Source organism: Nonomuraea sp. NPDC050202 (assembly GCF_040656115.1).
Taxonomy (GTDB): domain Bacteria; phylum Actinomycetota; class Actinomycetes; order Streptosporangiales; family Streptosporangiaceae; genus Nonomuraea.
Genome location: NZ_JBFALF010000060.1, coordinates 1 through 25,568 on the forward strand (window position 1 = coordinate 1; position 25,568 = coordinate 25,568).

Genomic DNA, 25,568 nt, shown 5'->3' on the forward strand with positions numbered 1-25,568 from the left:
CCCAGCCGGAACCCTCCGACGACCCATCATGACCCGAGTCTGAATCCCGAAACCCCACCTGGCCAGCCCACCAAGATCTTCAGGACATTCCTAGTTCGCCCTAGAGGCCGCCGCGGTGGGGTCGCTGTCGGTCTCGCCGTGCTGAGCGGCAGCTACCGCCACCATCGTGGGTGACTCGATCAGCCGGATAGCAACTGAGTCCAGTACCACCGCGAGGGCCCGGGATCGCTGCACGAACCCCTGGTAGAGCAGTGCGGCACACGCAACCAGCCCGAACCACCACAGCCAGTGCACGCGAAGCGCCAGTGTGCCCACAAGCGCGGCCAAAGGCAGGAACATGTTGATACGGAGTGATGCCTCCGCAAGCAGCCGGTCGTACCGGTCAAAGACCTCTGGCCGTTCGACGAGCAGTCGAGTCGCGAGGTCGGGCAGCTCGTCCCACAGAGAGTAGAGCGCGGCGATCGCTAGGGCTGGCAGCCCTGTGACAGTGTCATGGGCAACGGGCAACTGAGGGCCACGCCATTCCACGAGCGCCCCGCCTGTCGGAGACCCGCTCCGATGCATGCGTCTCCAGACGCCGTCGACGCGGGACTCGTGGGTCCACGTCTCATGCTGGTGCACGATCCTGCTCTTCTCGGGCAGTGGGAGGCCCAGGCCTCGAGCATCCGCCTCTGCCCGTATCCGCGCCTGCTCCGCCCGTATCTGCGCTAAGCCGTCGTCCCGGTCACCGAGCTCTAGCCGCGCCTTGTCTGTGGTGACGTTGGCCCGCAGCGTGACGCGCTTGGTGGTCCGGGCGGGCGTCGCGCGTTGCCACGCCGCTACCGCCGCCGTGTAACGCTCGGGTGTCACGCCCTCGGTGTCGTCGAGGCGGATACGGAACCGGTCAGCGACCGCCTCCCAGGCTGACCGGTTGGGCCTGACCTGGTCGAGCCACCGCGCTGCGGCAATGTCGAGCTCGACGATTGAGCCTAAGAAGTAGGCAATGAACGTCAGCGCGGCTAAGTAGGTCCCCGATGGCAGGATCCCATCGAGGTCGTAAAGGTCGGCAATCGGTCCGCGAGCCGTGGCCCGCTGCGGCAGCACATCGCGGAACCAGAGCCAGCCGCATATCAGCCACAGGTACCCCACCGTCAGAGGCGTGCGCAGGTCCCGTATGCCTGGCAGGAGACTCGCGAGCACTTCCATGACGCTACTGGGGTCGAGGTAGCGACGCAATGATCTGGTGTCACAACGGTCTGCAACGACCGCCAGGCGGTTACCAATGGGTAATCGTACAGAATGCACTGTAGGGTGTATGTCTCGGCCCCGGACCCGCCCGATCGAGTCCTGGCCGGCAAGGCCTACCCCAGCAAGGCCAACCGGGCTCATTTACGCCGGCGTGGGATCAAGGCGTGCATTCCGAGCAAGGCCGACCCGGACGCCAGCAGGCGCGCCAAAGGTTCCAGGGGCGGGCGACCTTCCGCCTTCGATCCCGGCCTTTACCGTCAGCGGCACGCGGTGGAATGCGGCATCAACCAGCTCAAACGCAACCGCGCCATGGCCACCCGGTACGACAAGCTCGCTGTCCGCTTCGAGGCCACACTCACCATCGCCGCGATCAACGAGTGGCTCAGTTCCTTATGAAGCACGACCTAGTCGACGCGTTCGGCGTTGGAGTCGTAGCCGCCCCCGCCCGGGTACACCCAGGCTCCGGTGAGGGCGCGGCCGTCGGCGCTGAAGACGCCCTGGAAGTAGGCGGGAGAACCCCGCTCACCCGCCCAGATGGTGAGGGTGTCGCCCTGGAGTTCATAGGTGTAGTCGAGGGTGCTGCCGTCATCGCCGTAGTAGCGGACTTGAGGTCGGCGCTGGGCTCGGCCATCAACCTCCGCTCCCGGCCGAGATCTCGAAGCCGTGCGTGTCGCCCAGCTGGACGTTCTGCTGCAGGAAGAAGTCGTTCAGCCAGCGATAGGTCACCGTTCCCTCATGCCCTCCGGTGATCTTCCAGGTGCCGACGAGCCTGTCCAGGGCCTGCAGTGCCGGGTCGTTGATCATTGAGATCTCCTTCGGGGTGGGTCGTCGCCTCTACTGACGGACGTCGGCGACAAACTCCTCGGTCCTGGCAGGCGTGTAAGTCGGAGATTCGCTCACTCGCTAGGGCTTTGTCTCAAGCCCAGGGCCCGTCAACGCCGAAGATCAACCACCACAGCGCCCCGATCGCGGGGAAGACCGGACAACAACGATCGCCGTAGCAAGTCCGTCCTCAGGCGCACCCACTGGTGCCGCCGGTTCTGCTAAGTAGCTCGGCACCTGGCCAGCCCTGCCCAGCCGAGAGGCAGCGCCGGCTCGCAGGCCGTTCCGGCCTGCTGACATGCGCACTGGTGCCCTACGGATCATCGCGAGCAGCGCACCCACAAGCGCCATCGTGACGGCCTACAACCAGAGCACCGCCATCACAGCTGCATGCCGGTGTTGACCGCCGACAGCCCCGTGCGTGCGGCGACGTGGCCAATCGGTGAGCGGCCGGATCTTATCGCGCCAGATCGGTGATCAACTCGGCGACGATCCGTTCCTCCATGACAGCGCGCCCAGCCGCCAGCATCCGCCCCGCCAGATCAGGTGCCCAAGAACTGGCCACTGGACTTCCCTTCAAGGGTTCAGACCCGCCTCGAGACAGCGCCTGCTCGTAGGTGGCCGTGTCCATACGCCATGGCTTTGCCTCAATGGAGGTCACGGCGTACGCGGTGGTCCGTAGCCCCGTCCAGTCGAAATCGCCACGCCAGTGCACTGTGCGGCCAGCGCATGCAGCGAGCAGCCGGTGACAGGCCAGCGAAGGAACGCCTTCCGTGCAGATCAGAGCCGTCTGGCTTGGCCCCAAGCTCACCGCTGCACGCAGTACGGCGGGGTTCTCGCAAACGTAGACCTGTGGCGAGGTGATCTGCAGTGGCAGCGTGGTGAGCTGGTGCAAGGTAATTCGGAAGGGGACGGACGCTTCCGCCGCGGTGGACAGCCACTCACCCAGCGGCGAACCTTTTGCGCGTAGCCCGAGTACCAGCACCTGGCTGGCCAGGTCATCTTCAATCACGCCCACCGACTCCCACACCATCCGGCGCGAGGCTGCCGACTCTGGAACAGGCAACTCTGCGCGGATCGCAAGCGCGCGGAGCATGAACCTGGCCAACGGTGTCCCGGCCAGGGCCTTGGTATCGCCAGTGGCCTGCTCGGCGAACACACTGATCGGCAACTCGTCCACAGGTAGCAGGTCGATGACGGCACGCGCCTGCTGAACTAGGTCGCCGCCCTGCCGTACCAGTCGGGTCAACGTGCCGTCGGTCGCTAGCCCTGCGATCCACTGGGAGAACCAGGCTTCGCCGGCATGAGGGGACTGCGTCAGCAGCCTCAGCGCCTCTACGCGCGCTCGGTCCTCACGTTCCCGCTCATCAGAGCGGATGGTGACCGGTCCACTCAGGGTCAGCACGGCCGCGCGCAGATCGTCACTGATGCCTGCCCGTCGCAGCGCCTGCGTGATGGCCTGCGGGGTTACGGTCAGGTTGGTGCCCCCGCGGTCAAGGCGGCCGAGTAGTTCGGATACCGCTCGGCGCTCCTCTGTGGAAGGCGCGCGCAGAATCACGGGCGCGTCGAACGGCCTGCCGTGCTCGATCCGGGCCACGAGTTGCGAAACCAGCCGTGTCAGACCTGGCACACCGAGCGTGCGGCGCAGCCGTACCAGATCATGCATGGGGGTTGACCCGGCGAGCTTGGATGCCGTCCCATTCCCAGGTGGTGACGTGGACTGCATCGATCCCGTCGCGGCGGACGAGTTGGTGGGTGGCGATGCCTGGGACGGTGGCGTAGAAGCCCCATTCGCGTTCGCTGGTCATCGCTACGTCCAGGTCGAAGGTAGTCAGCAGGCCCAGGGAGGCGGCTCGGGCCTTGTCGTCGACTCCGGCGAAGGCCTCGTCCAGCATGACTAGGCGTGGCGCGTGCGGATGGGCAGAGCGGTAGTGGGCGGAGGCCGCCGCGAACAGCGGCAGCGATACGGTCAGTACGCGTTCGCCGGTGGAGGCGGGGCCGGTGGCCGCTCGCCAGTCCCCGTCCTGGTAGCGCTTGATGACGAAGGTGTGCCAGGCGCGGTAGTCCAGGGCTCGACGTAGATGATCGGTCCAGGTGCCGTGCTTGTCCTTGTGGCGTTCCGTCTCGATCTGCGCTTGCAGGAAATCGGCGACGGCGACCCGGTCCTCCGGGGACCACATGTCCTTGCCCTGGCGCAGCAGTCGTTTACGGGCTTCGGGCAGCCCAGCGGGGGCGTCCTTGGCGGGGACCCATGACATGCGCAGCCGCATACCCGTGGAGGTGGGCCGCTCCTGCAGTTCGGCGTTCATCTGCTCCACCTGCTCATCGGCCTCGGCGATGAGCTGTTGCAGGTGGGCGGCCACGTCGTTGACCAGATGCTCTTCGACGATCTCCCGCTGGCGTGCGGTGAGGGTGCGTTCGCGGTGGTCGAGTTCGGCTTCCAGGAGCGCGGTCAGCTGGCCAGGGGGACGTTCCCTGCCCTGGAACTGGATAGTGACGACGAACCAGTCCGACAGCCCGGCCACGGCGTGATGACCGTGGCGGGTGAGTGCCTCCGCCAGCTCGTTGTACCGGCGGGTGGTGTCGTCCTGTACCCGCTGCCAGGCCTCGTCGGATGCCTCGACCTCAGACAGGGTCTGTTCGATTCGCTGCGCCAGCCGTACCGCAGGGTCGGGCGTCCAGGAGCTCGGGAGCTCTACCTCGCAGGCCAGGGGGAGCAGGCCGGTCCCGGCGAAGCGGCGCAGACCTTCGACCGCGGTTTCGCGTGTGGCGACCGCCTCGGCCAGGTTCTCCGTCAGCTGTTCCTGCCTGCCCTCGGCCCTGGCCCGTTGATCGGCGGCCTTGCGTTGCTCAAGATGAAGGCGCTTGAGCTCCTTGGTCAGCGCGGCGATGCGGGTCTTGGTGTGCTCCAGCCGCAACCGCAGTTCCTCCACAGAGGCGCCGATGGCTTCACGAAGCGTGGCCAGCCGGGAGTTCTCCTGCTTGGCACGAACGACCATCGCGCGTTCCGCCTCCCGCTTCCGGTCCCGCTCGCGCTCTGCCTGGACCAGTTCGGCAGCCCAGGTCGCGAGCTCGGTCAGGCGGCCGGTATGCAGATGGGCGGCGGCGACAAGCTCGGTGACTGCTTGCCGATAGCCGGTCAACGCCTCACGAACGTGCCCCAGACCGGCATGATCGGCGGGTAGGCCAGTGTCCGCAGCTGCTCGGTCGCGTTCGGCCAACGCCGCGGTGAGGTCCTCCCGCGCCCAGACGGCTTCGTTCTCCTGCTCCTCTACTCTGGCGGCGGCGTCGTGATAACGCATCGTGGCCGCGGCAAGGTCCGCGTGTGCCTCGCGCACCTCGCTGTCGGCTGGGGGACCGCTCAGTTCGGCGTCAACGACCCGCTGACGTGCCTCGATCCCTGCGACCGCCGTTTCGGCCTGGCTCACCTCCGCCAGGGCTTGCTCGACGAGCGTCGCCAGCTCGGCCAGCCGGCGCTGCCGAGCCTGCTCGCGGGCGGTGGCACCGACGTACTCGGCGCTGGGTTTGGCCCATGCGCCGTGGAGCGGTCCCAGCCGCCACCGTCCGTCGAAGCAGACGTATGGGCCTGGCTGCACGCCCAACCCAATGCTGTCCAGGATTGCTCGCGCCGCTGGGTCGTCGCTGCGCAGCGCTCGGCTCAGGGGAGTTGCCGCCGGTTGGTCGGGCAGGGCGATCACGTCATGAGTACCGGGGTCGAGCAGTCGCCCGTCCGGGGCGATCCAGGCGTCCAGCAGGCCGGCCGCCTCCAGCGCTGCCTCCACTCCGGCGCGCTCGTCCTGCGAAACCTCTGCTCGGAAGTCGACCAGCGCCCATAGCGGGCCGCCCGCGCGCCCCTCGCGGACGGCTGCTTCTCTGGTGTGCGGCACGGGCGGCCGAGTGGGTTCGCCTCTGGCCAGCCGGTCGCGCTCGGCGAGGAGTGTGGCGTGCTCGGCGCGGCGGGCCTCCAGGGCGCGCGAGGCGTCGGCCAGCGAGCGGGCGAGGGCCTGCCCGGCGCGTCTTCCGGCCTCGCGAAGCGCAGACTCACCCGGGTGGGGTCCGCTTAGCGATTCCAGCCAACCGGCCAGGTCGTACTCTTGCGGATCAGGCATGGTCAGTTCACGCATGCTCATGCCGTACCGCCGCCAGTTGGTGACGTGAGCCGCGGTAACGGTGACTAGGTTCTCGTGGGCGGTGGCCAGCTTGTCTGCCGCGCTGTCGCGTGCTGTCTCGTCCTTGCTCAGCAAAGTGAGAGCGGCTTGAAGGTCCCGTTCACGGGCGGCGGCGGTGTCGGCCAGCGTGGCGACGTGCGCGAGCGCCTGCCCGCGTGCGTGGATCGCGCACCTGATGGCCGTCTCTGCCATCGGGTCCGCCAGGAAGCTTTCGTGTGGCGTACTCAGCCCGGCCGCCTCGGCCAGCGCGGCCGCACTCTCCTTGCGGCTATCGAGGTTCCTGCCTGTCACCTCGGCGGCCCGTTCAGCCTCGATGTGTTTGGCGGTGCGCTGGGCCAGCGCGGCTTCGGCCCGCTCGGTCGCCTCCACCGCGTCTGTGGCGGCCTGGTCGGCCTCCTCGGCGTAGCGCTCCGCGCTGTCGAGATTCTTGATCCGCGTGTCTCCGGCCAGTTCCTCTCTGGCTGCCTGCCGCTCGGCCAGTTCGAGCTCCACGCTCTCGCGGCTGGCTTCGGCTTGAGTCTCCAGCCGGCACGACTTCTTGATCAGCTCAGCGACCGCGCCGCTCTCCTGGTGAAGGCGCCGGTGGACCACCTGGGCCGCCCGCAGGGCGGCGCTAGTCCTGCGGGCCGCCACCGACGCGTAGCGGCGATAGCAGGTCAGGAAGCGGTGGACTTCGTCATGTGTCTCCCGCAGCCCGTTCAGCTCTTGCCGCTGCTGCTCTAGGTCGTGGAAGGCGGCGGCTACGTCGGTGATGAGATTTTGGTCGACCGGTACCAGCGCCTGGGACAGCGCCCGCGACAGGCTCTTTTCGTCCGGCTTCTTGGACAGCTGTGGCTGGCGCAGCTGAATGAGCAGGCTGACCAGGGCCTCGTAACGCTCCTGGCCCAGATGGAACAGGTTCTCATCGAGCAGCCGTTGATAATCCAATACCTTCCCGACGACCTGTCCGGACGATCCGATCGCCTTGGTGAGCTGATCACGTGGCAGGGCAGCACCGCTCGCGCCAATGAGGCGCAGATCCTCACCAATGCGCTGGGAGGTGACGAAGAACCATCGGTCGGCGATGCCCTTGCCCTTCACCGCCTTCAGTCCGCATCCCACAGTGAAATACATCGTTTCGCTGTCTTCGTTCACGCGGCTGAACTCCAGCCACGTGTACCCTAGACGCTCCCCGTAACGGCCGCCGAGTAGCAGGTTCCATTCCATGCGCTTGCCCGGGTCACCGTCGGGCTCCACCCGGCTCGGCGTGAGCTCACCATCCAGCAGGAAAGGCAGCGTCATCGCCAGCACCTTCGACTTGCCTGTCCCGTTGTTACCCAAGAACATGATCCGGCCGTCGCGGAAACGGAACTCCTGCTGGTCGTAGTAGAACAGGTCCACCAGTCCCAGCCGGACCGGTTGCCATCGCGTGCTCATGCGCCCTTCCGTTCCATGATGACGGCCTCGCCGAAGGCGAATCGGGCCAGCGCCGGCAGCGGGATAAGCACATCGCCTCTGACCTGAATGAGGCCCAACGCCGCCAGACGATCAGTGGCCCCGGACGTCAATTCCGGCACCGACGCCTTCCTTCGCCGCCACGGCCCTCGGTGCCGTGCGGCGAGTCGTTCCATCTCCGTGCGTGCCTCGGCGACCTCCACCGGCGTATCCGGGTATATCCGCATCTGCCGTGCGAGGTATTCAGCCAGCAACAAGGTGGCGTGCCCATCGGTGCCCTCATCCGGCATGCCCAGGTCGGTGGCCTCCCTGGTGGGGTCGAGCAGTGCGATGCCCTCGGCTCGCACCTCGGCGACAAACCCCGTCGCATCGAGGAGCCGCTGCAGCAGCGGCTCACGGTGGCGATCCAGATAGAGACGTTCGGTCTCGGTCAGCTCGCGGTAGTAGAGCACTGGGTCATCCAGCAGTCTGCGGGCCAGCGCGTGCTGGATCAGCTGGTCGCGGCCCTCGTCGGTCTCCGGAAGCAGCTCCTCAGTGATCGCTTTGAGTCGTGTGCCGGGATCGTGGGCGTCGACGGTGGAGGGGCCGCGCCGGACCGCGAGCAGAACCGCGAGGACCCGGCGGTCCACATCGTAGAGAACGTCACCTGAGCCGCCGATGTAGGCGCCTTCGTCGCCCACGACCTTGCGCAGTACCCCGAGCTCCAGCAGAAGCCACGCCACCGCCGCCAGGTCACCTCGTTCTTCCCGATTGCCCAGCGTGAAGACAATCCCGCACGTTGTCAGCTCTGGATCGGCAGCGAAGGCAAGCGTCCGCTCGGCTAGCCGGCCCAGCGTGATCTGGCTGTCGGCCCGCTCCAGCACGGCCAGGGCCAGGCAGGTCAGCACATATCGGCGGCGCGTGAACGCCGACTTGCCCTTGGCTTGCGCTGGCCGTGTACCGTCAGCATGGCGCAGCGGAACCTTGCGCAGGCGAGCTACCGACGCGTCGGCGTACAACGTCCAGCCGGTCTCCCTGGCGAACCAGTCGGCCAGCCAGCCCTGATGGATGCGAATGAGCCGGAATTCCTCCAGCTCGGGTGTCAGCAGGGGTCGTCGGAGCAGCGCACGAACCGCCTTGCGGCGCTGTTCCTCTCGTTGCTGTGCGTTGAAAGCGCCGAGCTCACTTCGCACGGTCGGTGATCCTCATCTCGTAGTCGGGCCCGCGGAGGACACCCTCTTCGGTATGGATCTCTGCGTAGCCGTCCACCGGTTTGAGGCGGACCTCCAGGCTTCCGTCCGCAGTCAGGGCGTCCACCTCACCTGGGCCTTGCGACAAGGTCTCCCTCAGGAGGCGGAGGAAGAGCCGGAACTCCGCCTGATCCAGGACATGCAGCGCACTCAGTCGGATGATGGTGCCGGTCGCCAGGCGCTTGCGAGCCAGCTCGGTCTGCTCACGCTCGGCGGTCACGAACGCCGCTAGCTCTTCGCGTTGCCTGCTGCGGTCGATGACCTTGCTCGGGGCGCCTCGTTTGGCGTAGTAGCCGGTGGCGCGCAGCCGTGCCGAAATCTCCGCCTTCGGCGCGTTTACCCAGCTCGTAGCAGCGGGCACCTCGACGTCATCGCCGAGTTCGCAAGCCAGGTGACGTGCGGATGCGAGACCGAAGGCGGCCCGCCAGAGGCGGTGGGCGTCGGCTTCGGTCGGGCACTGCGCAAACCACCGCGCGAGAGTGTGAAAGTCCGCCGAGCGGTCACTGCGTCCTGTGCGGCGTTCGTGCAAGATGCTGATGGTAGCCAGGAGATCCGGAATCGCCTGCCGTGCCGTGGCCCGCAACAGGTCGGCCTGGCAGGGTCGCGTGCGATCGCCGATGAACCATGACCGCAATCCTGACCAGCGATCACGCCACTCGGCCAGCTTCAGCTGGACCGGCTGCTCTTCCCCTTCGGGTGCGACATCGCCGGCCTCCCTGGTGGCAGCCAGGGTCAGCAGAGCATCCGCCTGGTCCAGGTTACGGATCTGCTCGGCGATGTCGAAGGCCTTGACCACCAGTTCTGAGACGAACCGCTCCAGATAGGCGATCAGGCGGTCCTTGTAGCCAAGGAATGCCTCCTCCGCAACGTCCTGCAGCTCGATGGTCCGCTGCATGCCGCTCATGAACGCGCTGGCGTTGGCCGCCAGGCTGGTCAGCCGGTTCATGATCTCCAGGAGCAGGTTGTGGACGACGGCAGGATCCGGGTTGCCGCCGAGGGCAGCGAGGGCGTGCAGCCGGACGCGGATGTCTTCCAATGCCACCGCCTGCAACTCACCCCGGCGGCCCAGCTCCTGATCGAACACCTCCAGCGCTAGTTCGGCCGCTTCGCCCTTGCGGGTGAGCTGGTAGAGGGAGCGGGGCCGGTTGAAGTCCTCCACCGTCATCACGCGACCGGTATCCGGATCGGCCTTGAGGTTGTCCCAGCCGGTCAGGCTCACGAGCGCGTTGTCCACCCGCTGCTGGGTGACTGGTTCATCGCCGTCATCCAGCAGCGCCTGGGCAACGTCCTCCGGGCGTAGGTGCACCACGAAGCGGCGCTTGTTCGCCATGAACACCGTCATGATCCGGCGATAGAGCATGGCGTTAGCGGTGTCGAGGTGGGCGAAGACCTGTATCGGTGCATGAGACATCACAGTTCGTGAGTATTCCGTCACAATGCCACGGTTGTGTCGTTGTCAATGGGGAGCGGGCCAAGCGTTGCCCAAACCGAGGGGACAATCTGAACATCGGTCACACCAGGTATCTACGCCTCACAGCCAGCCTGCTCTGAGGATGGTGGACACTGGCGGCGGTAGCCGGACACGCCAGCAATCCGAGGCCGCTCACCCGAGCTCGCCGCCGGGGCATAACTGAGGCCCCCCGATTCGTGTAGAGGCAAACACCGAGGTCGGCCCCGGTTTTTGAAGAACGTACGGGCGAAGCCCGTGCCTTACAAACCACGCGAGGAGAGTCACCGGGTGCATGAATATGGCACCCGGTGAGGCCGCCTTTACAAAGTAAATTTCCTTGAGGGCGGGAGCGGCCGGCGATGCCGGCCGCTCCCGCAACCACCTCTATAAGGGAACGGGCTTCGCCCGTACGACTTACCCAACCGAACCCCGCCGCCGAACATCCCACCGACGCGGATGTCCTCACCACAACCCACAAGTCCCATGGGAAGTCCAGCGCGGCCGCAGGTTCCTTTCGACTGAACGGCATATGAGGTGGTCACAAGGTCGGCTCGCTGATGTATGTGACTTCGGGTCTGGACGATCCGGCGCCGATGGTCATCCGGGCGTGACGTGCCGACAGAGCTCACGTTGCTGGTAGCCGCCGCGCACGCCCTGGCCGACTGCCGCCCAGAACGGCCGGGATTCGCGGAAGTGGCCGCCGAGCGTGTGCCAGGACAGGCCGGGGTGTTCGGCGCGCAGTTGGGTTAGGGCGGCGCTGGCCAGTCCGCAGCGCTGGTATTCGGGCATCGTGTAGGGATGTTCCACCCAGCCGAGCTGGCACCGGCGGCAGATCCGATAGTCGACCGCGAATGCCGACTCGCTGCCCAGCTTGGCGGCGCGTGTCCGCCAGTCGGTCCGTTCGGCCGAGACGGTGTCCTGCCACGGCGTGCCCAGGAGGGGGATGGCTGGCCAGCCACGGCGTCGGCCGAACCGGCCCCGGCTGATCCACCCTAAGAACGCGCGCCATGGTTGGGGGCCGCCCTCCCGCCCCACCATGTGGGCTTGGCCGGCCAGGTGCCGGGCAGCCTGCCGGGCCTCCTCGGGCAGTGGGTCGGGTTCGGCGTCAATCTCGGCGAGCTGGTCGAGCAGGTCCTGCGCGCTGTCTTCGGCGACGCCGGGCACCACGCCCAGCGCTATCACCATGGTCTCGTGCTTACAGGCGGCCACGAGGCGACGCCGTGCCTTGTCATCGTGCACGGCGCCAGCCTGCTCGACCATGCGGGCCGCCTGCTCGCACAAGTCGGCAGCGCGCACCAGCTTCCGTACGCGCTGGGCGGACAAGCCGGACTCCCGGTTGGCGTCGTCGCGGCAGTGTTGGGCGGCGGCTAACAGCCGGGCATGATCGCCGTCGCAGTCGACGAGCACGTTGAGGGCGTAGGCGTGCTGCCACGCCTGGGAGCGGGGGACCATGCGGGGCTCGTCGAAGCTGCCGACGTTGAGCACGGCCGGGCCGGGGTCGTTCTCATACAGCAGGCAGTTGGCGGCGTAGATCCACGCCTGGGAGGCGTCCTGCTCGACCTGGGTGCGCTGTTTCACCGCGGGGCCTTCCATGCAGGGGGATGGGAGGTTGGTCCTTTGACGGTAACCGGTCGCGCCGACAACCGGGAGGTTCCCAAAGTCGCGGGTATAGCGGCGTCATGCCTGGTAGAGGCCCACTTTGGGTGTTGTGGTCAACGTGGTCGGCGGCCGGTATGGGGAAAACTCCTCAGTCGATTCCTCCATCGAGGCTGCTCACGTTGTCAACGATTGAGGCGCGTGGGGCGTCTGTTTATGAGGAGGCCTTTGTGGAAATAGCGAACGGCCTGGAGGAATTGTGTCTTGAGTTCCTCCTTATTGAGGCCCTGCACGATGAAGCAGAGCGGCTGACTGCTACGGCCAGGCGACGCGACCTTCGGCCACTCGAGGAAACAAGACTGCGGTGGGCCGGAAGAGGAAGAGCCCCGTGCTGAGCTGTTCGACTGGTGCGGCATGATGATCAGGAACGGGAAGTAGCGCTACGGAGTTGTGCCGGACGCCTCAGTGCTTCATTCAGCCCAGGGCTCTGCGGTTATCTTTGGTGGCTCTCAGTCGTTCGGCAAGTACTTCAAGTAGTGTGAGCGGCTGCTTGACGCACAGTATCTGGGGGTCCGTATGGCATGTTGGGCAGGTCAACCAGTCGGAGACTTCGTCGGCTGAAATTGCGGCCGGAAAGAGATTTGGAACGGAATCCGGCGTTAGCGGGGTTCTCCCAGGTCAGTAGTCGACCAGCGCTATGAGGGCGGCGTCGACCCCCACCCCACCATCTCCCTAACCCGGGCGCAGTCATCCCCGGGTTCGGCAGTTCGTGTCGCCACCGGTGACACGCACCACCCTGGCCTCGGACGACGTCAAGGATCAAGGTGGCGTTCAGCGTTCCTGGTGACACGGATCGGATTTCCTTGTGTCACCACCGCGAACGCCGCTCACCTGGTCTGTTGCCCACAACCATGTCACCAGCGCCGCCAGGAGCTGCGGAACTCCGGCCATCGGGTTCCATGCCGTGGGTCAGCGTAGGAGCCATCGGCCACTCGAGTTCGCCCGCCGCCGCTTCGCCGCCTGACGGCTCGTATCAAGCAGGCAGGATGAGGGACGGTCTTTTCGAGCAGGCTTCTCAGCCCCGCGGGCTCAGGCCCGCCACGGCCAGCCGGAACAGCCGGTCCGCGCGGGCCGCCGGGTCAGGGTGGTGCTCCGTCGCGAGGACGACGCCGACGATCAGCGCGATCAGGTCGGCGACGGTGACATCTTCCGCCACCGCCCCGTCCTGCACGGCGCGCTGCAGCAGGGGATGCCCCGCCTCTGTCATCCTCGCCGAGCAGGTGTTCTCGTGTACGGGGTCGGGCTCGGCCCCGTCGTAGGCCAGTGCCGCCGCCAGCCCTCGGGCCGCGACGCAGTAGGCGACGACGTCACTGAGCCATTCCAGGAGCGCGTCACGGCTGTCACCCTTGCCTGTCAGCTCACGGGCGCGGGTGGCCAGGGCCTCGATGCGTTGATGGGAGACCGCCTCCAGCAGCGCCCGACGGGTCGGGAAGTGGCGGCGCACGGTGGCCGAGCCGACCCCCGCGATGCGCGCGATCTGTTCCAGGGAGGCGCCGGCCCCGTACGCGGCGACCTCCTCCTCGGCCACGGCGAGGATGCGCGCGTAGTTGCGCCGGGCGTCCACGCGCTGGCGGTCGGGCATGGGCGTCATCTCCAGAGTTGCTAAATGGCGGGGCCCGCCATATCGTATCGCACAGAAAACGGCGGCCCCCGCCGTTTATGGCCCTGAGGAGCACCATGCCTGCAGATTCCGCACCTGTCCTGGTCACCGGCGCCACCGGCAGGCAGGGCGGCGCCACCGCCCGCGCCCTGCTCGCTGCAGGCGTTCCCGTACGCGCTCTGGTGCGTTACCTCGACACCGAGCGAGCCAAGGCCGTCGAGGCGCTGGGCGCCGATCTGGTCCCCGGTGACCTCCACGATCGCGATGCGGTGGTGCGGGCCGCCACGGGTGTCCGCGCCGTCTTCTCTGTTCAGATGCCCGCCCTGGCCGCCGAAGGTTTCGATTTCGACGGAGAGGTGGCCCAGGCCGTCAACCTCATCGAGGGCGCGCAGGCTGCGGGAGTGCCGCAGTTCGTACACACGTCCACCAGCGGCGCGGGTCAGCACACCGAGGCTCCTGGCTGGATCGCAGGCCGCTGGGGCTCCTTGGACGCCAGTCTGGGAGCCAAGAGCACGATCCAGGACCGGGTTCGCGCGGCCGGCTTCTCCCGCTGGACGATCCTCAAGCCGGGCTTCTTCATGGAGAACTTCCTGCCGTCCATGGCTTTCCTGTTCCCGCGGGGCGTTGAAGGCGGTCTGGTGAGCGTCGTGAAGCCGGACACCCGGCTCTCCCTCGCCGCGGTGGACGACATCGGCAGGGCGGCCGCCGCAGCCATCGCCGAGCCGGAGCGGTTCCACGGGGTCGAGCTGGAGCTGGCGAGTGACTACCTGTCGATGACGGAGATCGCCGAGGTTCTCTCCCGCGCGCTGGGCACGCACCTGTCCGCGCCGGACATGACTGAGGAGCAGGCAATAGCCGCCGGAATGCCGGCGATGGGCGCCTCACACGAGTGGATGAACATAGCCGGCCAGCCGGCCCGCCCGCAGTACGCCAGGGACCTCGGCCTCTCGCTCACCAGCTTCGAGGAATGGGCTCAGCAGCACCTGCGGCCCGCGGCTTGACCAGAGGCGGCCGCCGGCTGCTTGGCGTCACCCGGCCCTGGTCCTCATCCTTGCCCGGCCATCGTCTTGCTGATCTCAGCCGTCAAGATGGCCCGCCACGCCTGACTCCTGCGCACCTGCTTGCCTTACGTGCCTGACACGCCTGAAAGCAGCTGACCAGCCATTTCGCTCGTCAACCCAAGATAACGATGGAGGTGCCGGTCAGGCGTCTGGTCATCACGTCGCCCATCGCCCAGTACACGCGCGATTCGGAGCTGGTGGGGCGATGCTCGTAGTCGCCAGTCGGCCGTGCAGCATGAGGATGCCGTAGGTCTGCTCGGCCACCCACCGCTTGGGCTGGGAACGAACCCGTGGTCTGTGGGATGGCGTTCGACGATCTCCACATCTATGCCGAGCCAGGCCCCGTGGGTGACGACCGAGCTCTTGAACCCCCTGGTCGACCAGGACTTGCTCTCGCTCTCCTACGGCGGCGGTGACTCACACCAGCAGCAGTGCGCCCATCGCGCTGGTCAGCGCGGTGAGGAGCAGGAACCAGACGGTCAGGGGCAGGCGCACCCTGCGCCGCGGCGTCTCCCGGGGCGGCCGGGCGGTGGCGGCCGGCAGATGGGCGGCCCGGACGGTCACGGCGACCGGCACACCTCGGTACCACTGCTTGGCGAGCGCCTCCCACATGACCCACTCCTCGTCCTCGGAGGAGACCTCGTGTCCCAGGTGCTTGAGCAGGTCGCCCCGGTAGACGTCGAAGGTGACCTTGACGTGCTCGCCGTAGAGGCGTGCCGGGCCCAGGGCGCACACGTAGCTGAGCAGCGCCACGGCCGCCCCTCCGGCGTGGCAGAGCAGGAAGAGCCCGGCCGGTGCCCCGGCGGCCAGCAGGAAGAGGCCAGAGGCCGTGGAGAAGAAGGCGGCCAAGCCGGAGACGGTGAGGAAGAACTCCAGGTCGGCGCGGGCGGCGGCTAGCGTGGCGCGGTGGTCGGCTGGGATCAGGGGGTATAGGCGCGGCCAGACCAGCGCGGCGTCGATCCCGTACCGCTCCTCCGGGTAGAGGGCGGCGTTCTTGAGGATGTTACCGAGCCTGGTCGGCATGACCTCCTCAGCGTCCGGTGGGTAGCCGGCGTAGAGGCGCTGGTAGTGGCCGAGGTCCTCGGGGCGCAGCCGGGAGAACACGCCCGTGTGCCAGCGGCGGCCCGCCCCCGCGAGCCAGCGCCACGGGCGGCGGTTCCAGTCGCCTTCGTACCAGCGCAGCAGCGGCGCGGTCAGGCCGGACAGCCACGTGGCGATCAGCACCACGACCGCCGCGAAGGCGACCGAGCAGAGGGCCTTCAGCAAGGGGTCCTGCCGGTTCCACACGGCGAGCCCAGTCTGCGGCCCGACCGTCGAGCCGACCACGACGGCGCCGCAGAGCCCGATGAGCACGAGCGCGGGCAGCAGAGCGTTGAGCAGGAACCGGCGCTCGAACAGCCCTGTCGTCTCCTTGAGCGCGGTGCCGAGCACTCAGCCTCCGATCCGCAGCGGATGTTCCGGCGGGTCGGGGTTGGCGCATGTGGGTAACCGCCGCCGGTTGAACGAGGCCAGCTCGTTGAGGTGTCCGCAGCCCGGCTCGGCACAAACGACGTGGGCCAGGCCGGTCCTCGGCCGTCCTAGGCTGCCGTCTGTGCTGCCGCCGTGTGGCGTCATGACGCTGGAGGGCGGCACGTACGACTCCGAGGCGAAGTACGCGCCGACCACGCCGACCGGCAGCACGGCCGTCACCTCCGCGCCTTCGAGCAGCACCAGCGCGCGCGCCCCGACGTCGAGCAGCGTCACCGCCGGGGATGCGCCGAATTCGGCGAAGGTCACGTCAGAGTCCGCCACGATCGCCGGGGGCAGCGAGGCCAGGACCGGCCGGAGGTCGGCGGCGCCGTCGAGCCGCGCGAGGTCCGCCTCCGTGACCGTCGCCACCACCTCCCCGGAGTCGTCCCGGACCACGCCGATGAGGCCGTCAGCCAGCGTGGCGCGGGCCCGCGCCACGGACGAACCCGGCGACAGCGGCGCAAATAAGTCGTCGGCCTGTGCGAACAACGTGTCGGACATCGTCATCTCCAGCTCGTCATCTCCAGTCGCCCACCAGGATGAAAGGAGCCCAATGATAGGGATCTTCGTAGATCTTCCGCTTGTAGTCGGCGCGTTCGATCGCGCCCGCCGCGGCCCACCTCGACCGGGTCTCGCCCATCTCCAGCCGCAGGAGCCGCGGCCCGGACGCCCGCGGCAGGAGCCGCTCGTAGCCCACCTGCGCGCCGGCGTAGTCGCCTGCCCTGAACCGCACGGCGGCCACGCTTTCCTCCAGCAGCAGCCGCGCGTCGATCCAGTCCTCGCCGGTCGCGTCGTCGCCGGTCGCCGCAGCGGCCTGCTCGCACTGGGCGACGACCTCGGCGGCCGTCATGTCGCGCAGCCGACGTTGCGCGCGGCGCAGCGCCTCGGCCTTGTCGGTGCCCGACAGCAGCTCGCGGTAGAAGTGCTGCATGAGCAGGCCGGTCGAGACCTCGTCCACGGCCCACAGGCTGACCAGCACCGAGGCTGCGCCCGCGTAGATGAGCGCGCGAGTGAGGCCGATCAACTCGTCGCCGGGGTGGCGGGCGTTCGTGCCGCTCTCGCAGGCGCTGATCGTCACGAGGTCGGCGGGCAGCGACATGGTCAGGATGCGCTCGGCGGACAGGTTGCCGTCGTCGCTCCCGTCCCGGGCGAGGAAGACGCCCGAGCGGAGCGGCCGTTCGGGGTCGTAGCGGCCGTGGCAGGCCAGGTGCAGGACGCGGAGATGGCCGTCGAGGCCAGCGAGGTCCTTCTCCAGCTTGGCCACGCTTGCCTGCGCGCCCATGCGCAAGACTGCGTCGCGGCCGAACAGGCGGGTGATGGCCAGCGCCTGCTCCCGGGCGTGCACGAGGGGCATGTCGGCGCGCGGGTCGGCGTACACCAGGACGCGGCGGCTACCCGGCCGGCGCTTGGCTTGGCAGTAGCGCATGACCGACGCGCTTGGGGTATAGCAGACGGGGTTGCGGTCGATCAGGTGCCGGTCGCCAAGGAGCAGCGCGTGCAGCGGCAGGTAGTGCAGCACGTCGTGGGGCACGAACCAGATCGTGTCGCCCGGCTCGCAGTGTCGACTCAGCGGCGCGATCAGCTCGTTGAGCGGGTCGGACGGGGAGACGGCGGCCGAGCCTGACGGGTTGCGGACCACGTGGGCGTTGAGCTGGGCGCGCGTGAGGGGGATCTGCTCGACCCGCGGCTGCTCCTCCTCGTGCCGGACAACGAACAGCAGCGTGGTCTGGTCGGTGACCAGGTATTCGGCCAGGATCGTGGTCACGGGCGGCCGTCCGGTGCGAGCATCGGCCTGACATCGTCGAAAGACACGGGTTCTCCTCTTCTGAACTGGGCGTACTCGGCGCCGTCACGGCCGGTGGCGGCGATCTCGTCCCAGATACCGTTCAGCTTCTCCCGGGCGGCAAGGGCGGCGGCGAGAGCTGCCTGCGGGTCGGCGGACCCGCCGAGAAGCGCCCGGTGGCGCGCCAGCTCGGCCTGCGCCTCCTGCTCGGCGGCGATGAGCTCGTCCAGGTCCTTCCCAGCCCTGAGGAGGAGGTTCTGCCCGAGCAGTTCCAGCAGGACGCGGGAGCGGGAGCGTTCGACGAACTCGAAGGCGCGGGACAGGGGCAGAGGGGCCGTCTCAACCTCGCCGTCGCGGATCAGGAGCCAGGCGATGACCGCCGACAGGTGCTCGGTCGGGCCGCCCGCCTCGATCCGCAGGTCCTCGCCCGCCACCTGGTCGCGGATGCGTTCCTGCAGGTCGAGGGATTTGACCAGGTTCCGGTAGGCGCGGGGCGGGTCGGTCCAGTAGAGCGCCAGGCCGAGGGTGTAGCGGACCCAGCGGGCGTCCAGCGGCCGGTGCGTCTCCTCGAACAGGGCCGCCGCCCGCTCGATCTCGTCGCTCGCCCGCTCGCGATGTCCCGCCGTCCAAAACGTGAGGCCGCGGTCGGTGATGCGCTTGGCCTCGCTGTCCGGCCACTGCTCACTGCCCATGATCAGCGGGAGCGGCAGCGGGTGGACGGGCTCCAGCCCGCGCGGCACCGAACGCTGGACGAGCGTCTGCGGCAGCTCCTCGAACAGGCGGTGGTGCGTCCGAAGGCGCGGCACGTAGGTGAGGGTCAGCCCCGCGCGCAGCCGCAGCCGGTTGAGCGCCCGGTAGTCCCGCCGCCGGGGCAGCGAGGCCGCGGCCTGGGCTGACCATGCATCCGCCCGGGCGGCCTCGCCGAGCAGTGTCGCGCACGCGGCGGCGGCGAGCAGCACAGATCGGCGGACGAGCGGGAGCAGGCCGCGCTCGCAGGTCAGCGGGACGAGGTCGCGCAGCGCCTCGACGGGCGGAAGCGTCCGTACGGCGAGGTTCCCGGGCGCGCAGGCCAGCGCGTTGTTCGCCAGCTCCGCCGCCGCGAGATCGGTCAGGCCGTGGGCCTGCCACAGCGCCGCCGCCTCTCTGGCGGCGGCGGCCGCCCGCTCCCATGCCCCGGTGGTGAAGTGCACCCCGGCCCTGCTAGCGGCGCAGTGGGCGCGGGCCAGGTCGAACGCCCGCGCGGCCGGCGCCGACCGGTCGCCGTGGTGGTCTTCGGCCGCCGCCAGGAGCGCGGCGGCGTGGTCGAGCCAGTCCAGGGCGGCCCGCCCGGTACGCGGCGCGGCGGTGCCTGGATGCAGGCCCACGACAGCGCCGCTCTTGACGTCGGTGGCGAGCCGGGTGCTCTGCTCGGCGATCGTGTGGACCAGCGCAAGGTCCGGCCGCCTGCCGGGCCGGACCTTGTCCTCCAGCCAGGCCTGCCGCGCCCGGGGGAGGGAGATCAGCGTGCCGTCGAGGAACCGGTGCGCGTCGAGGTCGCGCAGGTGCCACAGGGGCAGCCGCGCGGTCCTGGCCATCTTCCAGTGGTGCACGGCCGAGACCGCCGCCAGCCAGCTCGCGAGCGTGAGCAGGCCCCGATCGGGCTGGAAGAAGCCGCCGAGCGCGAAGAACAGGAAGCCCTTGTCGGTCAGGAGCCGGGTGTATCCCGGCGGCGTGTACCTGCCGCGCGTGACGAGCGGGAGCACCTCCAGCAGCCCAAGCAGCGCGGCGGGCAGGAACAGGTGGCCGGCGAGCCAGGGGAGCGCGTGCCAGGCCGCGCTCAGCCATTCGGCCGTGAGCGCGACCAGCACCAGACCCTGAACGGCGACCGTGGCCTCCACCTGCAACGTGCGGGCCCGCTGGAACCGGGTGAGGATCCGGGTCACGCGGTAGTACCACAGGAACAGCGCCGTGACGGCGAACCCCGTGGCGACCTGCTGCGCCGGGTCCACGGAAGAGCCGCGCATCGCGGCGAACACCGCCTGGCCCGCGGGCGTCAGGGCGACCATGAGATAGCCCGCGTGGACGAGCCGGACCGGCGGCAGCGCGCCGAGAGCGGTGGCGTTCACCGGGGGGCCAGCACGCGGCGGATCTCGTCGAAGGAGCGCGGATCGCCCCGGCGCAGCTGGGCGTATTCGGCGCCCCGCTCGTCGACGGCCGCCAGGCGCTCCAGCACGTCTCTCAGTTCCGCGCGCGCCGCCCTGAGCTGGATGATTGTCTCCTCTCCCGTGGTGGTCGGGCCGATCGCGGCCTGGCAGGCGGCCAGCCTGCGCCTGGCCGCCTTCTCGGCGCGCATGAGCCGGGCGTGCTTAGGCCCGGTGCGCGGCGGCAGGTTCTGGCCGAGAAGTTCGAGCATGGTCCTGGAGCGGCTGCGCTCGACCAGCTCGAAGGCTGCGGCGTTCCCGCGTGACGGCCAGCTATTGACGTCCTCGCCGGGGGCGCTCTCGACCAGCAGCCGCACGATCGCGGCGTACAGGCCCTCAAAGGAGCCGCCCGCCGTCATCCGCAGCCGCGTGTCCAGGACCTGGTCACGCAGCAACTCCTGCAGGTCGAGCGCCTCCATCAGGTTGCGGTGGGCACGGGCCGGCGCCGGCTCGTACTGGGCCCTGCCGAGCTGTAGCAGCACCCAGTACGCGTAAGCCGTCTGTCCGGTGTCCTTCAGCAGCCCGGCAGCCTGGCGCAGGGTGTCCTCGGCCGCGTCCCGGCGGCCCGCCCGCCACAGGTTCATCCCCCTGACGATGAGGGTCTTGGCCCGGCTCTCCGGCCAGGAGCGCGTCTCCAGGAAGAGGACCTTGGTGGGGCCGAAGGCGTCGGGCCTGATCGCCGTGCTCGTGTTGAGGATCATGGCCAGGTCCAGTTGCCGCTGCGCGGGCATCAGCGTCGGGCGCTGACCGGCCGCCACTCTCTCCCGGATGTGCGTGCGCATGTCGGCGCGGCGCACCGGGATCCGGCGGCCGGCGGCGGCCAGCTCTGCGGCCCTGGCGGCGTGGCCCAGGGCAGCGTGGCATACCGAGGCGGCCAGCATGGCGTGGCGGCGGTTCAGAGGCGTCAGCTCCGGATCGGCGATCAGGCGGTCCAGCTCGATGACGGCGTCCTCGGCGTTCATGACTGGCATCGCCTGCCCGTCTCCTTGACGACCCACCAAGAACACGAGGTGGTTGGCGCGCAGGTTGTGCAGCCCATGCCGGGTCCACAGGTCGTGCGCGCGCCGCCAGGACACCATGGCCTCCTCCTGGCGGCCCATCACGAATCGGATTTCGGCCCTGGCCACCGCCGCATGGGCTTCGGCCAGGTCGAACGCCCGCACGGCGGCCGGCTGCTCAACGGCCGGGCCGAGGGCCCGCCGCGCCTCCTCCAGAAGGTCACTGGCCGCGTCGATCCATTCCAGCGCAGTCTCCCCTGGCCGGGACGCGCTGGCGTCGAGGCCCACCAGCCTCAGGATGAGGTTCTCCGTGCGCACCACCGACCGCTGGGCCTGGTCCAGCAGCGTGTGCACCAAGGACAGGTCCGGCCTGCCCCGGTGCAGCACCGAGTCCGCCAACCAGGCGCCCCGCATCTGCTCGCGGTGCTCCGGCGGGGCGTCGATGAGGACGTGCGCGTCGTTGACGCGGGCGGGCCAGTACGGTAACCGCGACTGGCGGGCCATCCCCCACGACAGTGTCAGCCCCAGCAGGGCCAGCCAGCCGGCCAGCCGGAGCAGCCCGGGATCCGGGTGGAACAGCCCCGCGGTCCAGAACAGAAAATGGCCCTTGTCGAACAGCAGCCGCAGCGGCCCGGCCAGCAGGCTGAGCACGAACCCGTGCTGGTTGGCGAAGGCCAAGGGGGAGATGACCAGCAGCAGGACGGCGATCGCCAGAGCCATCCAGAACTCCCCGCCCGCCAGGCCGGGAACGGCACGCCATAGCTCCACCAGCCACCCGCCCGCGAGCGCGGCGGCGAGGACGCCGAGCCAGGTGATGGCGAGCTCCCACGCCAGCCTGCGCAGGGCCAGGTAGCGGTTGAGCTCGCGGTAGGCGCTGTACTGCAAGGCGTAGGAGCAGGAGACGCCGGCGGCCACCGCGATCAGCAGCACGGGCGACGAAGTACCGGAGTACGCGGCGAAGGCCGCCGCGAGCAGCGGCATCGCCGCGGTGACTTGGTAGGCCAGGTGGGTCGCCCGTACGTGTGGCTCGACTGGGATCATCGGCCGTCGCCTCCTCGTTCCCGCAGTGCCGCCTCCGCCTGGCTAGTCAGCACGGCCAGCGCCATGCATTGCCGCCGGTCCGGGTCCGGCAGCCCCGCGTCGGCCGCGAGGGCGGCGCGAACCACCCGGGTGCCGGCCTCGGCGCGGGACGCTGTCGCCAGCGCCGGCCGCGCCGCATCCGCGTCTCCCCTTGCCAGCGCTGTGGCGGCGTCGGCGATCAGGGCCAGCTTCCGGACGGCGGGTGGGAGGTTCCGCGTCTGCCGGAGCCGGGCGTGCTCGCGGTGCGCGTCGGCGGGCCTGGCCAGGGGCAGTGCGAGCAGATAGACCATGACGAGGCGGGCGACGAGTTCGTGGACCGGAGCGCCGATACGCCGGTAGCGCAGCGCCGCGTCGCGCCACTGGTCGAGAGCGGCCGCCGTCTCCCCAGCCAGGTGCAGCACGATCGCCCTGTTCCAGGACAGCTCGGCCCGCGCCTCCGCCGCGCCCCGCTCCAGAGCCGCCAGATGCGCCGGCGGGCAGCGTGGCACGACCTCGGCCTCGACCAGGTCGAGCGCCCGCGCGGTGAGGTCGGTCCACCGTAAGGCGGCTATCCCGGTCAGCGGCCGCTTCAGCTCGGGCGCGCCGCCGGTGACGGGCGCCTGCCCGGGGACCATCCATCCTTGTACGGACAGGGTCGCCAGGCCGCCCAGAGTGCGCGCCAGCGAGAAGTCGGGACGGGCCGGACGACTCAAGAACGCGTCGTGCAGCCAGCCGCCGAGAAGCGCCTCCCGGTCGTCGTCCCGAAGGAAGGATGCAGCGTTGCGGACACGCTGGTGGTCCCAGTAGTGGCGGTTGCGGCCTACGAACAAGCCAGCGGCCTCCGCGGCAGCCAGCACAGCAGCGGCCAGGGCAAGCCCGGGCAGCGGATGGAGCAAGGCGAGGCAGACTGCCGCGAGTCCGCCGTGGAATGGCGTCCGCGCCACTTGCAGCAGTTGGGCCCATCGCGGCAGCCCGCTCACCGCGTTACGGCTCTTCACTGCCTCCAGCGTCGCCCACAGTCCGGTCGCGACTCCCGCCAGCAATGCCCCGCCGACAGGTCCGGTCAGGAACGGGACGCTTGCCCACCGCGCAGCTACCCAGGCCGCGGCGGGGCTGGCCGCGACCGCGAATAAGGTGACCGCGCCGAGCACTCCGCCGATGCGGGTGAGCAGGCGGAACTTGCGGTTCGCGATCGCCCGCATGTTCCAGCCGCTCAGGGTGAGCTCGGCCGCCACCACCAGCGCGCCGGTCCACCGGGCGACCACGTCGGCCGTTCCGAGGCCCGGAGCCGGGAGCAGCGCCGCCGCCGAAACCGGCACGACGGCCGTCCCGGCCTGCAGGCCGCGCCAGAACCATTCCGCGGGCATGCTCCCCCTGATGACGGTCCCCTGCTTGTCCAGCAGGAGGAGCAACCAGGGGTAGCCCCGCCAGTACTGCGGCCCGATGTGCACCAGCCTGAGCAGGTAGCCGACGGTGATCGGCAGTGCCCAGACCGCCGTCACGACGGAGTCCGGCAGCCACAGCACCTGGCACAGGGCCGCTCCAAGGGCGATCTGCGGCATCCCGGCTGCGCCCAGCGCGAGACCGGCACAGATCACTGCCGCGACACCCGCGCTTCCCACACCCACCAGGGCACCGACCGGCTTGTCGATCGCGAACGTGAGACAGGTCCACACCAGGGCGGCCAGCGCCACGAGATGCAGCCGCAGCGCGGCGAGCGGCGGTAACGCGATCTCTAGCACGATGTTCTGCTCGGATCTGCGCCTGGCCTGCTCTCTCATCCGGATCACCGAGCAGACAAGGGCGATGCCGATGAGGAGGACCGACAACCAGGGAACGGGCACGGGGCCTCCTCGGTCTGCCGGCGACCTCACCCATTCGTAGGAACGATCCAGAATAACGACGCCAGGATTGTGGAGGCAATGCCCAGGATTCCGGTAGCGATCATGCGTAAAACGACGGATATGTCCGTTAGTTGCCCACTTGTCAGGCGATGCTTATCGGGAAACGCTTACCTGCATATCCGTCGAATTTTCGCCTGACCCAGCCAGCCTCACCCAATCCCAACGACGAAAGGGGCATCAACTCTCGAACCGCCCTCTGAGTCCACCGACCTCACCCCGCCGTGGATCGAAGTCGAGCACCCGCTCGAGTCCCTCAGAGGGCTGGCCGAGGAGATCAGGGCCTGGCGCTGACAAACGCTGCTACTACTCACCAGCAAAATCAGAGCTGAGCTCTGCCAACTTGGCCTACGTGAAAGAAGTGATCATCATCCTCTGACCTGCCGGAAGGGTCCGACAACCCTAGATAACCATCGGGCCGGGCGTTCAACACCGAGAAGACGTACGCGGGCCGGATCGCCTTGTACTTGTCCTACTGCCGAGGTCTGGGCTGGACTGGTCGAGCCCGAGCCTTCCGCAGCTGATGGCGATGATGCGCTGGCTGGTGGACGAGCCGATGCCGTCGCGATCACGCAAACCGAGCGCTGCGGTGCGCTATCGCAGCGAGGGCACCGCGAACGCGATCATGGAGACCGTCAACTTGGCCTACGTGAAAGAAGAGATCATCATCCTCTGACCTGCTGGAAGGGTCCAACAACCCTAGATAACCATCGCCGCCGTCCCATCACCGCGTGCTCGCCGGCGCACGTGGCCGAGCTGCAGGTGCAGGATCGCCGACTCACTGTGCGTGGTGAGGCAGAGTGGGTCTGCTGCCGTTGCACGGCGTCATGTGAGCCACACCTCCCGGCCGCCGGGTGTCACGGTCATGCGGTATTGGCCGGGGCCAGGCCGCCCGGCACGCAACCACTGCATCTTCGCGCTTACGGGTCCTTGATCCACTCGGCCGCAGCCAGCCGACTTGTCTTACGTGGCTTAGCGACCAAGTGGCTGACCAGCTAGTTCGCTTGGGTTTCCCGGATATGGCGATCCTGCGAACGACGAGCTCGACACATGGGGGCGTCACTCAGCGTGGACGTGGAGCGCACCATCGACACCTATGCTTCGCGTGTGCAGCGTTCGCATCGGCGGCTGCGCTCAGCCGTGCTGGGGCTGGTCGTTCACCTTGATCAATGCTCCGTGTGCGCCGCGCGTGTAGCGGCGGGCCTCGTTCTTTGCCATCTTGGCTTCGACGGCCGCGTCGAGGTCGATGCCGGACATCTCTGCGATGCTGGTCAGGAAAATCAGAACGTCGGCGAGTTCCTCGCCAAGAGTCTCAGGGTGCTTGCGGGCCGCCTCGAAGGCTTCGGACAACTCACCGTGGGCGAGGGCGAACTCCAGGGGCATGTCGGTGGTGTTGAACCCCTTGGCCAGCTTGTTCTCCCAGGCCCGCTTCTGGACGTCTCGGAGGTGCACCCGATTCTCCTGTGGCCGTGGAGCCTCATGCGCTCCCT

17 protein-coding genes and 1 pseudogene are annotated in these 25,568 nt (G+C 68.7%); 3 read left to right on the forward strand and 15 right to left on the reverse strand.

Annotated features, from left to right (window positions below):
- Positions 1-90: 90 nt before the first annotated feature.
- Positions 91-1,185, reverse strand: coding sequence for a hypothetical protein (locus AB0I79_RS59475; RefSeq protein WP_357894340.1), 1,095 nt, complete (start codon positions 1,183-1,185; stop codon positions 91-93).
- 115 nt (positions 1,186-1,300) lie between these two features.
- Here AB0I79_RS59475 and AB0I79_RS59480 point away from each other — a divergent pair.
- Positions 1,301-1,557: pseudogene (locus AB0I79_RS59480) on the forward strand (transposase); the annotation flags it as partial.
- A 300-nt stretch (positions 1,558-1,857) separates the two neighbouring features.
- On the opposite strand, the gene AB0I79_RS59485 reads toward AB0I79_RS59480, so the two are convergent.
- The 7 genes from AB0I79_RS59485 to AB0I79_RS59515 all read right to left on the reverse strand — a co-directional run bounded on the left by AB0I79_RS59485 (position 1,858) and on the right by AB0I79_RS59515 (position 13,569).
- On the reverse strand, positions 1,858-2,031 hold the full coding sequence (locus AB0I79_RS59485; RefSeq protein ID WP_357894342.1) for a hypothetical protein: 174 nt from the start codon (positions 2,029-2,031) through the stop codon (positions 1,858-1,860).
- A gap of 475 nt (positions 2,032-2,506) precedes the next feature.
- Positions 2,507-3,715: a TIGR02679 family protein gene (locus AB0I79_RS59490; protein ID WP_357894345.1), complete on the reverse strand. Its 1,209-nt coding sequence runs from the start codon at positions 3,713-3,715 to the stop codon at positions 2,507-2,509.
- Positions 3,708-7,634, reverse strand: a complete 3,927-nt coding sequence (locus tag AB0I79_RS59495) for a TIGR02680 family protein (protein ID WP_357894348.1) — start codon at positions 7,632-7,634, stop codon at positions 3,708-3,710. The genes AB0I79_RS59490 and AB0I79_RS59495 overlap by 8 nt, the downstream gene beginning before the upstream one ends.
- On the reverse strand, positions 7,631-8,824 hold the full coding sequence (locus AB0I79_RS59500; protein WP_357894351.1) for a TIGR02678 family protein: 1,194 nt from the start codon (positions 8,822-8,824) through the stop codon (positions 7,631-7,633). The genes AB0I79_RS59495 and AB0I79_RS59500 overlap by 4 nt, the downstream gene beginning before the upstream one ends.
- Positions 8,814-10,316 carry a TIGR02677 family protein gene (locus AB0I79_RS59505; protein WP_357894354.1) on the reverse strand — a complete coding sequence of 501 codons (1,503 nt, stop codon included), beginning with the start codon at positions 10,314-10,316 and terminating at the stop codon, positions 8,814-8,816. The genes AB0I79_RS59500 and AB0I79_RS59505 overlap by 11 nt, the downstream gene beginning before the upstream one ends.
- Before the next feature lie 612 nt (positions 10,317-10,928).
- The gene (locus tag AB0I79_RS59510) at positions 10,929-11,909 is read right to left on the reverse strand and encodes a hypothetical protein (RefSeq protein ID WP_357894356.1); all 981 of its coding nucleotides are present in this window, start codon (positions 11,907-11,909) and stop codon (positions 10,929-10,931) included.
- Positions 11,910-13,002: 1,093 nt separating this feature from the next.
- A complete protein-coding gene (locus AB0I79_RS59515) occupies positions 13,003-13,569 on the reverse strand; it encodes a TetR/AcrR family transcriptional regulator (RefSeq protein WP_357894357.1) in 567 nt (188 codons plus the stop codon).
- Between the two features lie 95 nt (positions 13,570-13,664).
- Here AB0I79_RS59515 and AB0I79_RS59520 point away from each other — a divergent pair, with 95 nt between their 5' ends.
- On the forward strand, positions 13,665-14,588 hold the full coding sequence (locus tag AB0I79_RS59520) for an NmrA family NAD(P)-binding protein (RefSeq protein ID WP_357894360.1): 924 nt from the start codon (positions 13,665-13,667) through the stop codon (positions 14,586-14,588).
- A gap of 477 nt (positions 14,589-15,065) precedes the next feature.
- On the opposite strand, the gene AB0I79_RS59525 is transcribed toward AB0I79_RS59520, so the two are convergent.
- The 6 genes from AB0I79_RS59525 to AB0I79_RS59550 are packed head-to-tail and all read right to left on the reverse strand — an operon-like array spanning position 15,066 to position 24,021.
- Positions 15,066-16,079, reverse strand: a complete 1,014-nt coding sequence (locus tag AB0I79_RS59525; protein WP_357894363.1) for a hypothetical protein — start codon at positions 16,077-16,079, stop codon at positions 15,066-15,068.
- A complete protein-coding gene (locus AB0I79_RS59530; RefSeq protein WP_357894366.1) occupies positions 16,080-16,658 on the reverse strand; it encodes a hypothetical protein in 579 nt (192 codons plus the stop codon).
- Between the two features lie 16 nt (positions 16,659-16,674).
- Positions 16,675-17,922 (reverse strand): CHAT domain-containing protein, encoded by a 1,248-nt coding sequence (locus tag AB0I79_RS59535; protein ID WP_357894369.1) that lies wholly within the window; start codon positions 17,920-17,922, stop codon positions 16,675-16,677.
- Positions 17,919-20,045 carry a hypothetical protein gene (locus tag AB0I79_RS59540; RefSeq protein ID WP_357894372.1) on the reverse strand — a complete coding sequence of 709 codons (2,127 nt, stop codon included), beginning with the start codon at positions 20,043-20,045 and terminating at the stop codon, positions 17,919-17,921. Before AB0I79_RS59540 ends, AB0I79_RS59535 begins: the two co-directional genes overlap by 4 nt.
- Positions 20,042-22,159: a hypothetical protein gene (locus AB0I79_RS59545; protein ID WP_357894375.1), complete on the reverse strand. Its 2,118-nt coding sequence runs from the start codon at positions 22,157-22,159 to the stop codon at positions 20,042-20,044. The genes AB0I79_RS59540 and AB0I79_RS59545 overlap by 4 nt, the downstream gene beginning before the upstream one ends.
- Entirely contained in the window at positions 22,156-24,021 is a 1,866-nt protein-coding gene (locus tag AB0I79_RS59550) for a hypothetical protein (RefSeq protein ID WP_357894378.1), read from the reverse strand. The genes AB0I79_RS59545 and AB0I79_RS59550 overlap by 4 nt, the downstream gene beginning before the upstream one ends.
- Before the next feature lie 580 nt (positions 24,022-24,601).
- On the opposite strand from AB0I79_RS59550, the gene AB0I79_RS59555 reads away from it, so the two are divergent.
- Positions 24,602-24,754 carry a hypothetical protein gene (locus AB0I79_RS59555; RefSeq protein WP_357894381.1) on the forward strand — a complete coding sequence of 51 codons (153 nt, stop codon included), beginning with the start codon at positions 24,602-24,604 and terminating at the stop codon, positions 24,752-24,754.
- A gap of 458 nt (positions 24,755-25,212) precedes the next feature.
- Here the strand turns inward: AB0I79_RS59555 and AB0I79_RS59560 are convergent, their stop codons facing one another.
- The gene (locus AB0I79_RS59560; RefSeq protein ID WP_357894384.1) at positions 25,213-25,530 is read right to left on the reverse strand and encodes a MazG nucleotide pyrophosphohydrolase domain-containing protein; all 318 of its coding nucleotides are present in this window, start codon (positions 25,528-25,530) and stop codon (positions 25,213-25,215) included.
- Between the last annotated feature and the right edge of the window lie 38 nt (positions 25,531-25,568).

Bases quoted from the DNA above. Each gene is read 5' to 3' on its own strand.
- AB0I79_RS59495 (WP_357894348.1), bottom strand. From the start codon at position 7,634: ATGAGCACGCGATGGCAACCGGTCCGGCTGGGACTGGTGGACCTGTTC.
- AB0I79_RS59545 (WP_357894375.1), bottom strand. From the start codon at position 22,159: ATGATCCCAGTCGAGCCACACGTACGGGCGACCCACCTGGCCTACCAA.
- AB0I79_RS59520 (WP_357894360.1), top strand. From the start codon at position 13,665: ATGCCTGCAGATTCCGCACCTGTCCTGGTCACCGGCGCCACCGGCAGG.
- AB0I79_RS59555 (WP_357894381.1), top strand. From the start codon at position 24,602: ATGGCGATGATGCGCTGGCTGGTGGACGAGCCGATGCCGTCGCGATCA.
- AB0I79_RS59485 (WP_357894342.1), bottom strand. From the start codon at position 2,031: ATGATCAACGACCCGGCACTGCAGGCCCTGGACAGGCTCGTCGGCACC.
- AB0I79_RS59475 (WP_357894340.1), bottom strand. From the start codon at position 1,185: ATGGAAGTGCTCGCGAGTCTCCTGCCAGGCATACGGGACCTGCGCACG.
- AB0I79_RS59490 (WP_357894345.1), bottom strand. From the start codon at position 3,715: ATGCATGATCTGGTACGGCTGCGCCGCACGCTCGGTGTGCCAGGTCTG.
- AB0I79_RS59530 (WP_357894366.1), bottom strand. From the start codon at position 16,658: ATGTCCGACACGTTGTTCGCACAGGCCGACGACTTATTTGCGCCGCTG.
- AB0I79_RS59515 (WP_357894357.1), bottom strand. From the start codon at position 13,569: ATGCCCGACCGCCAGCGCGTGGACGCCCGGCGCAACTACGCGCGCATC.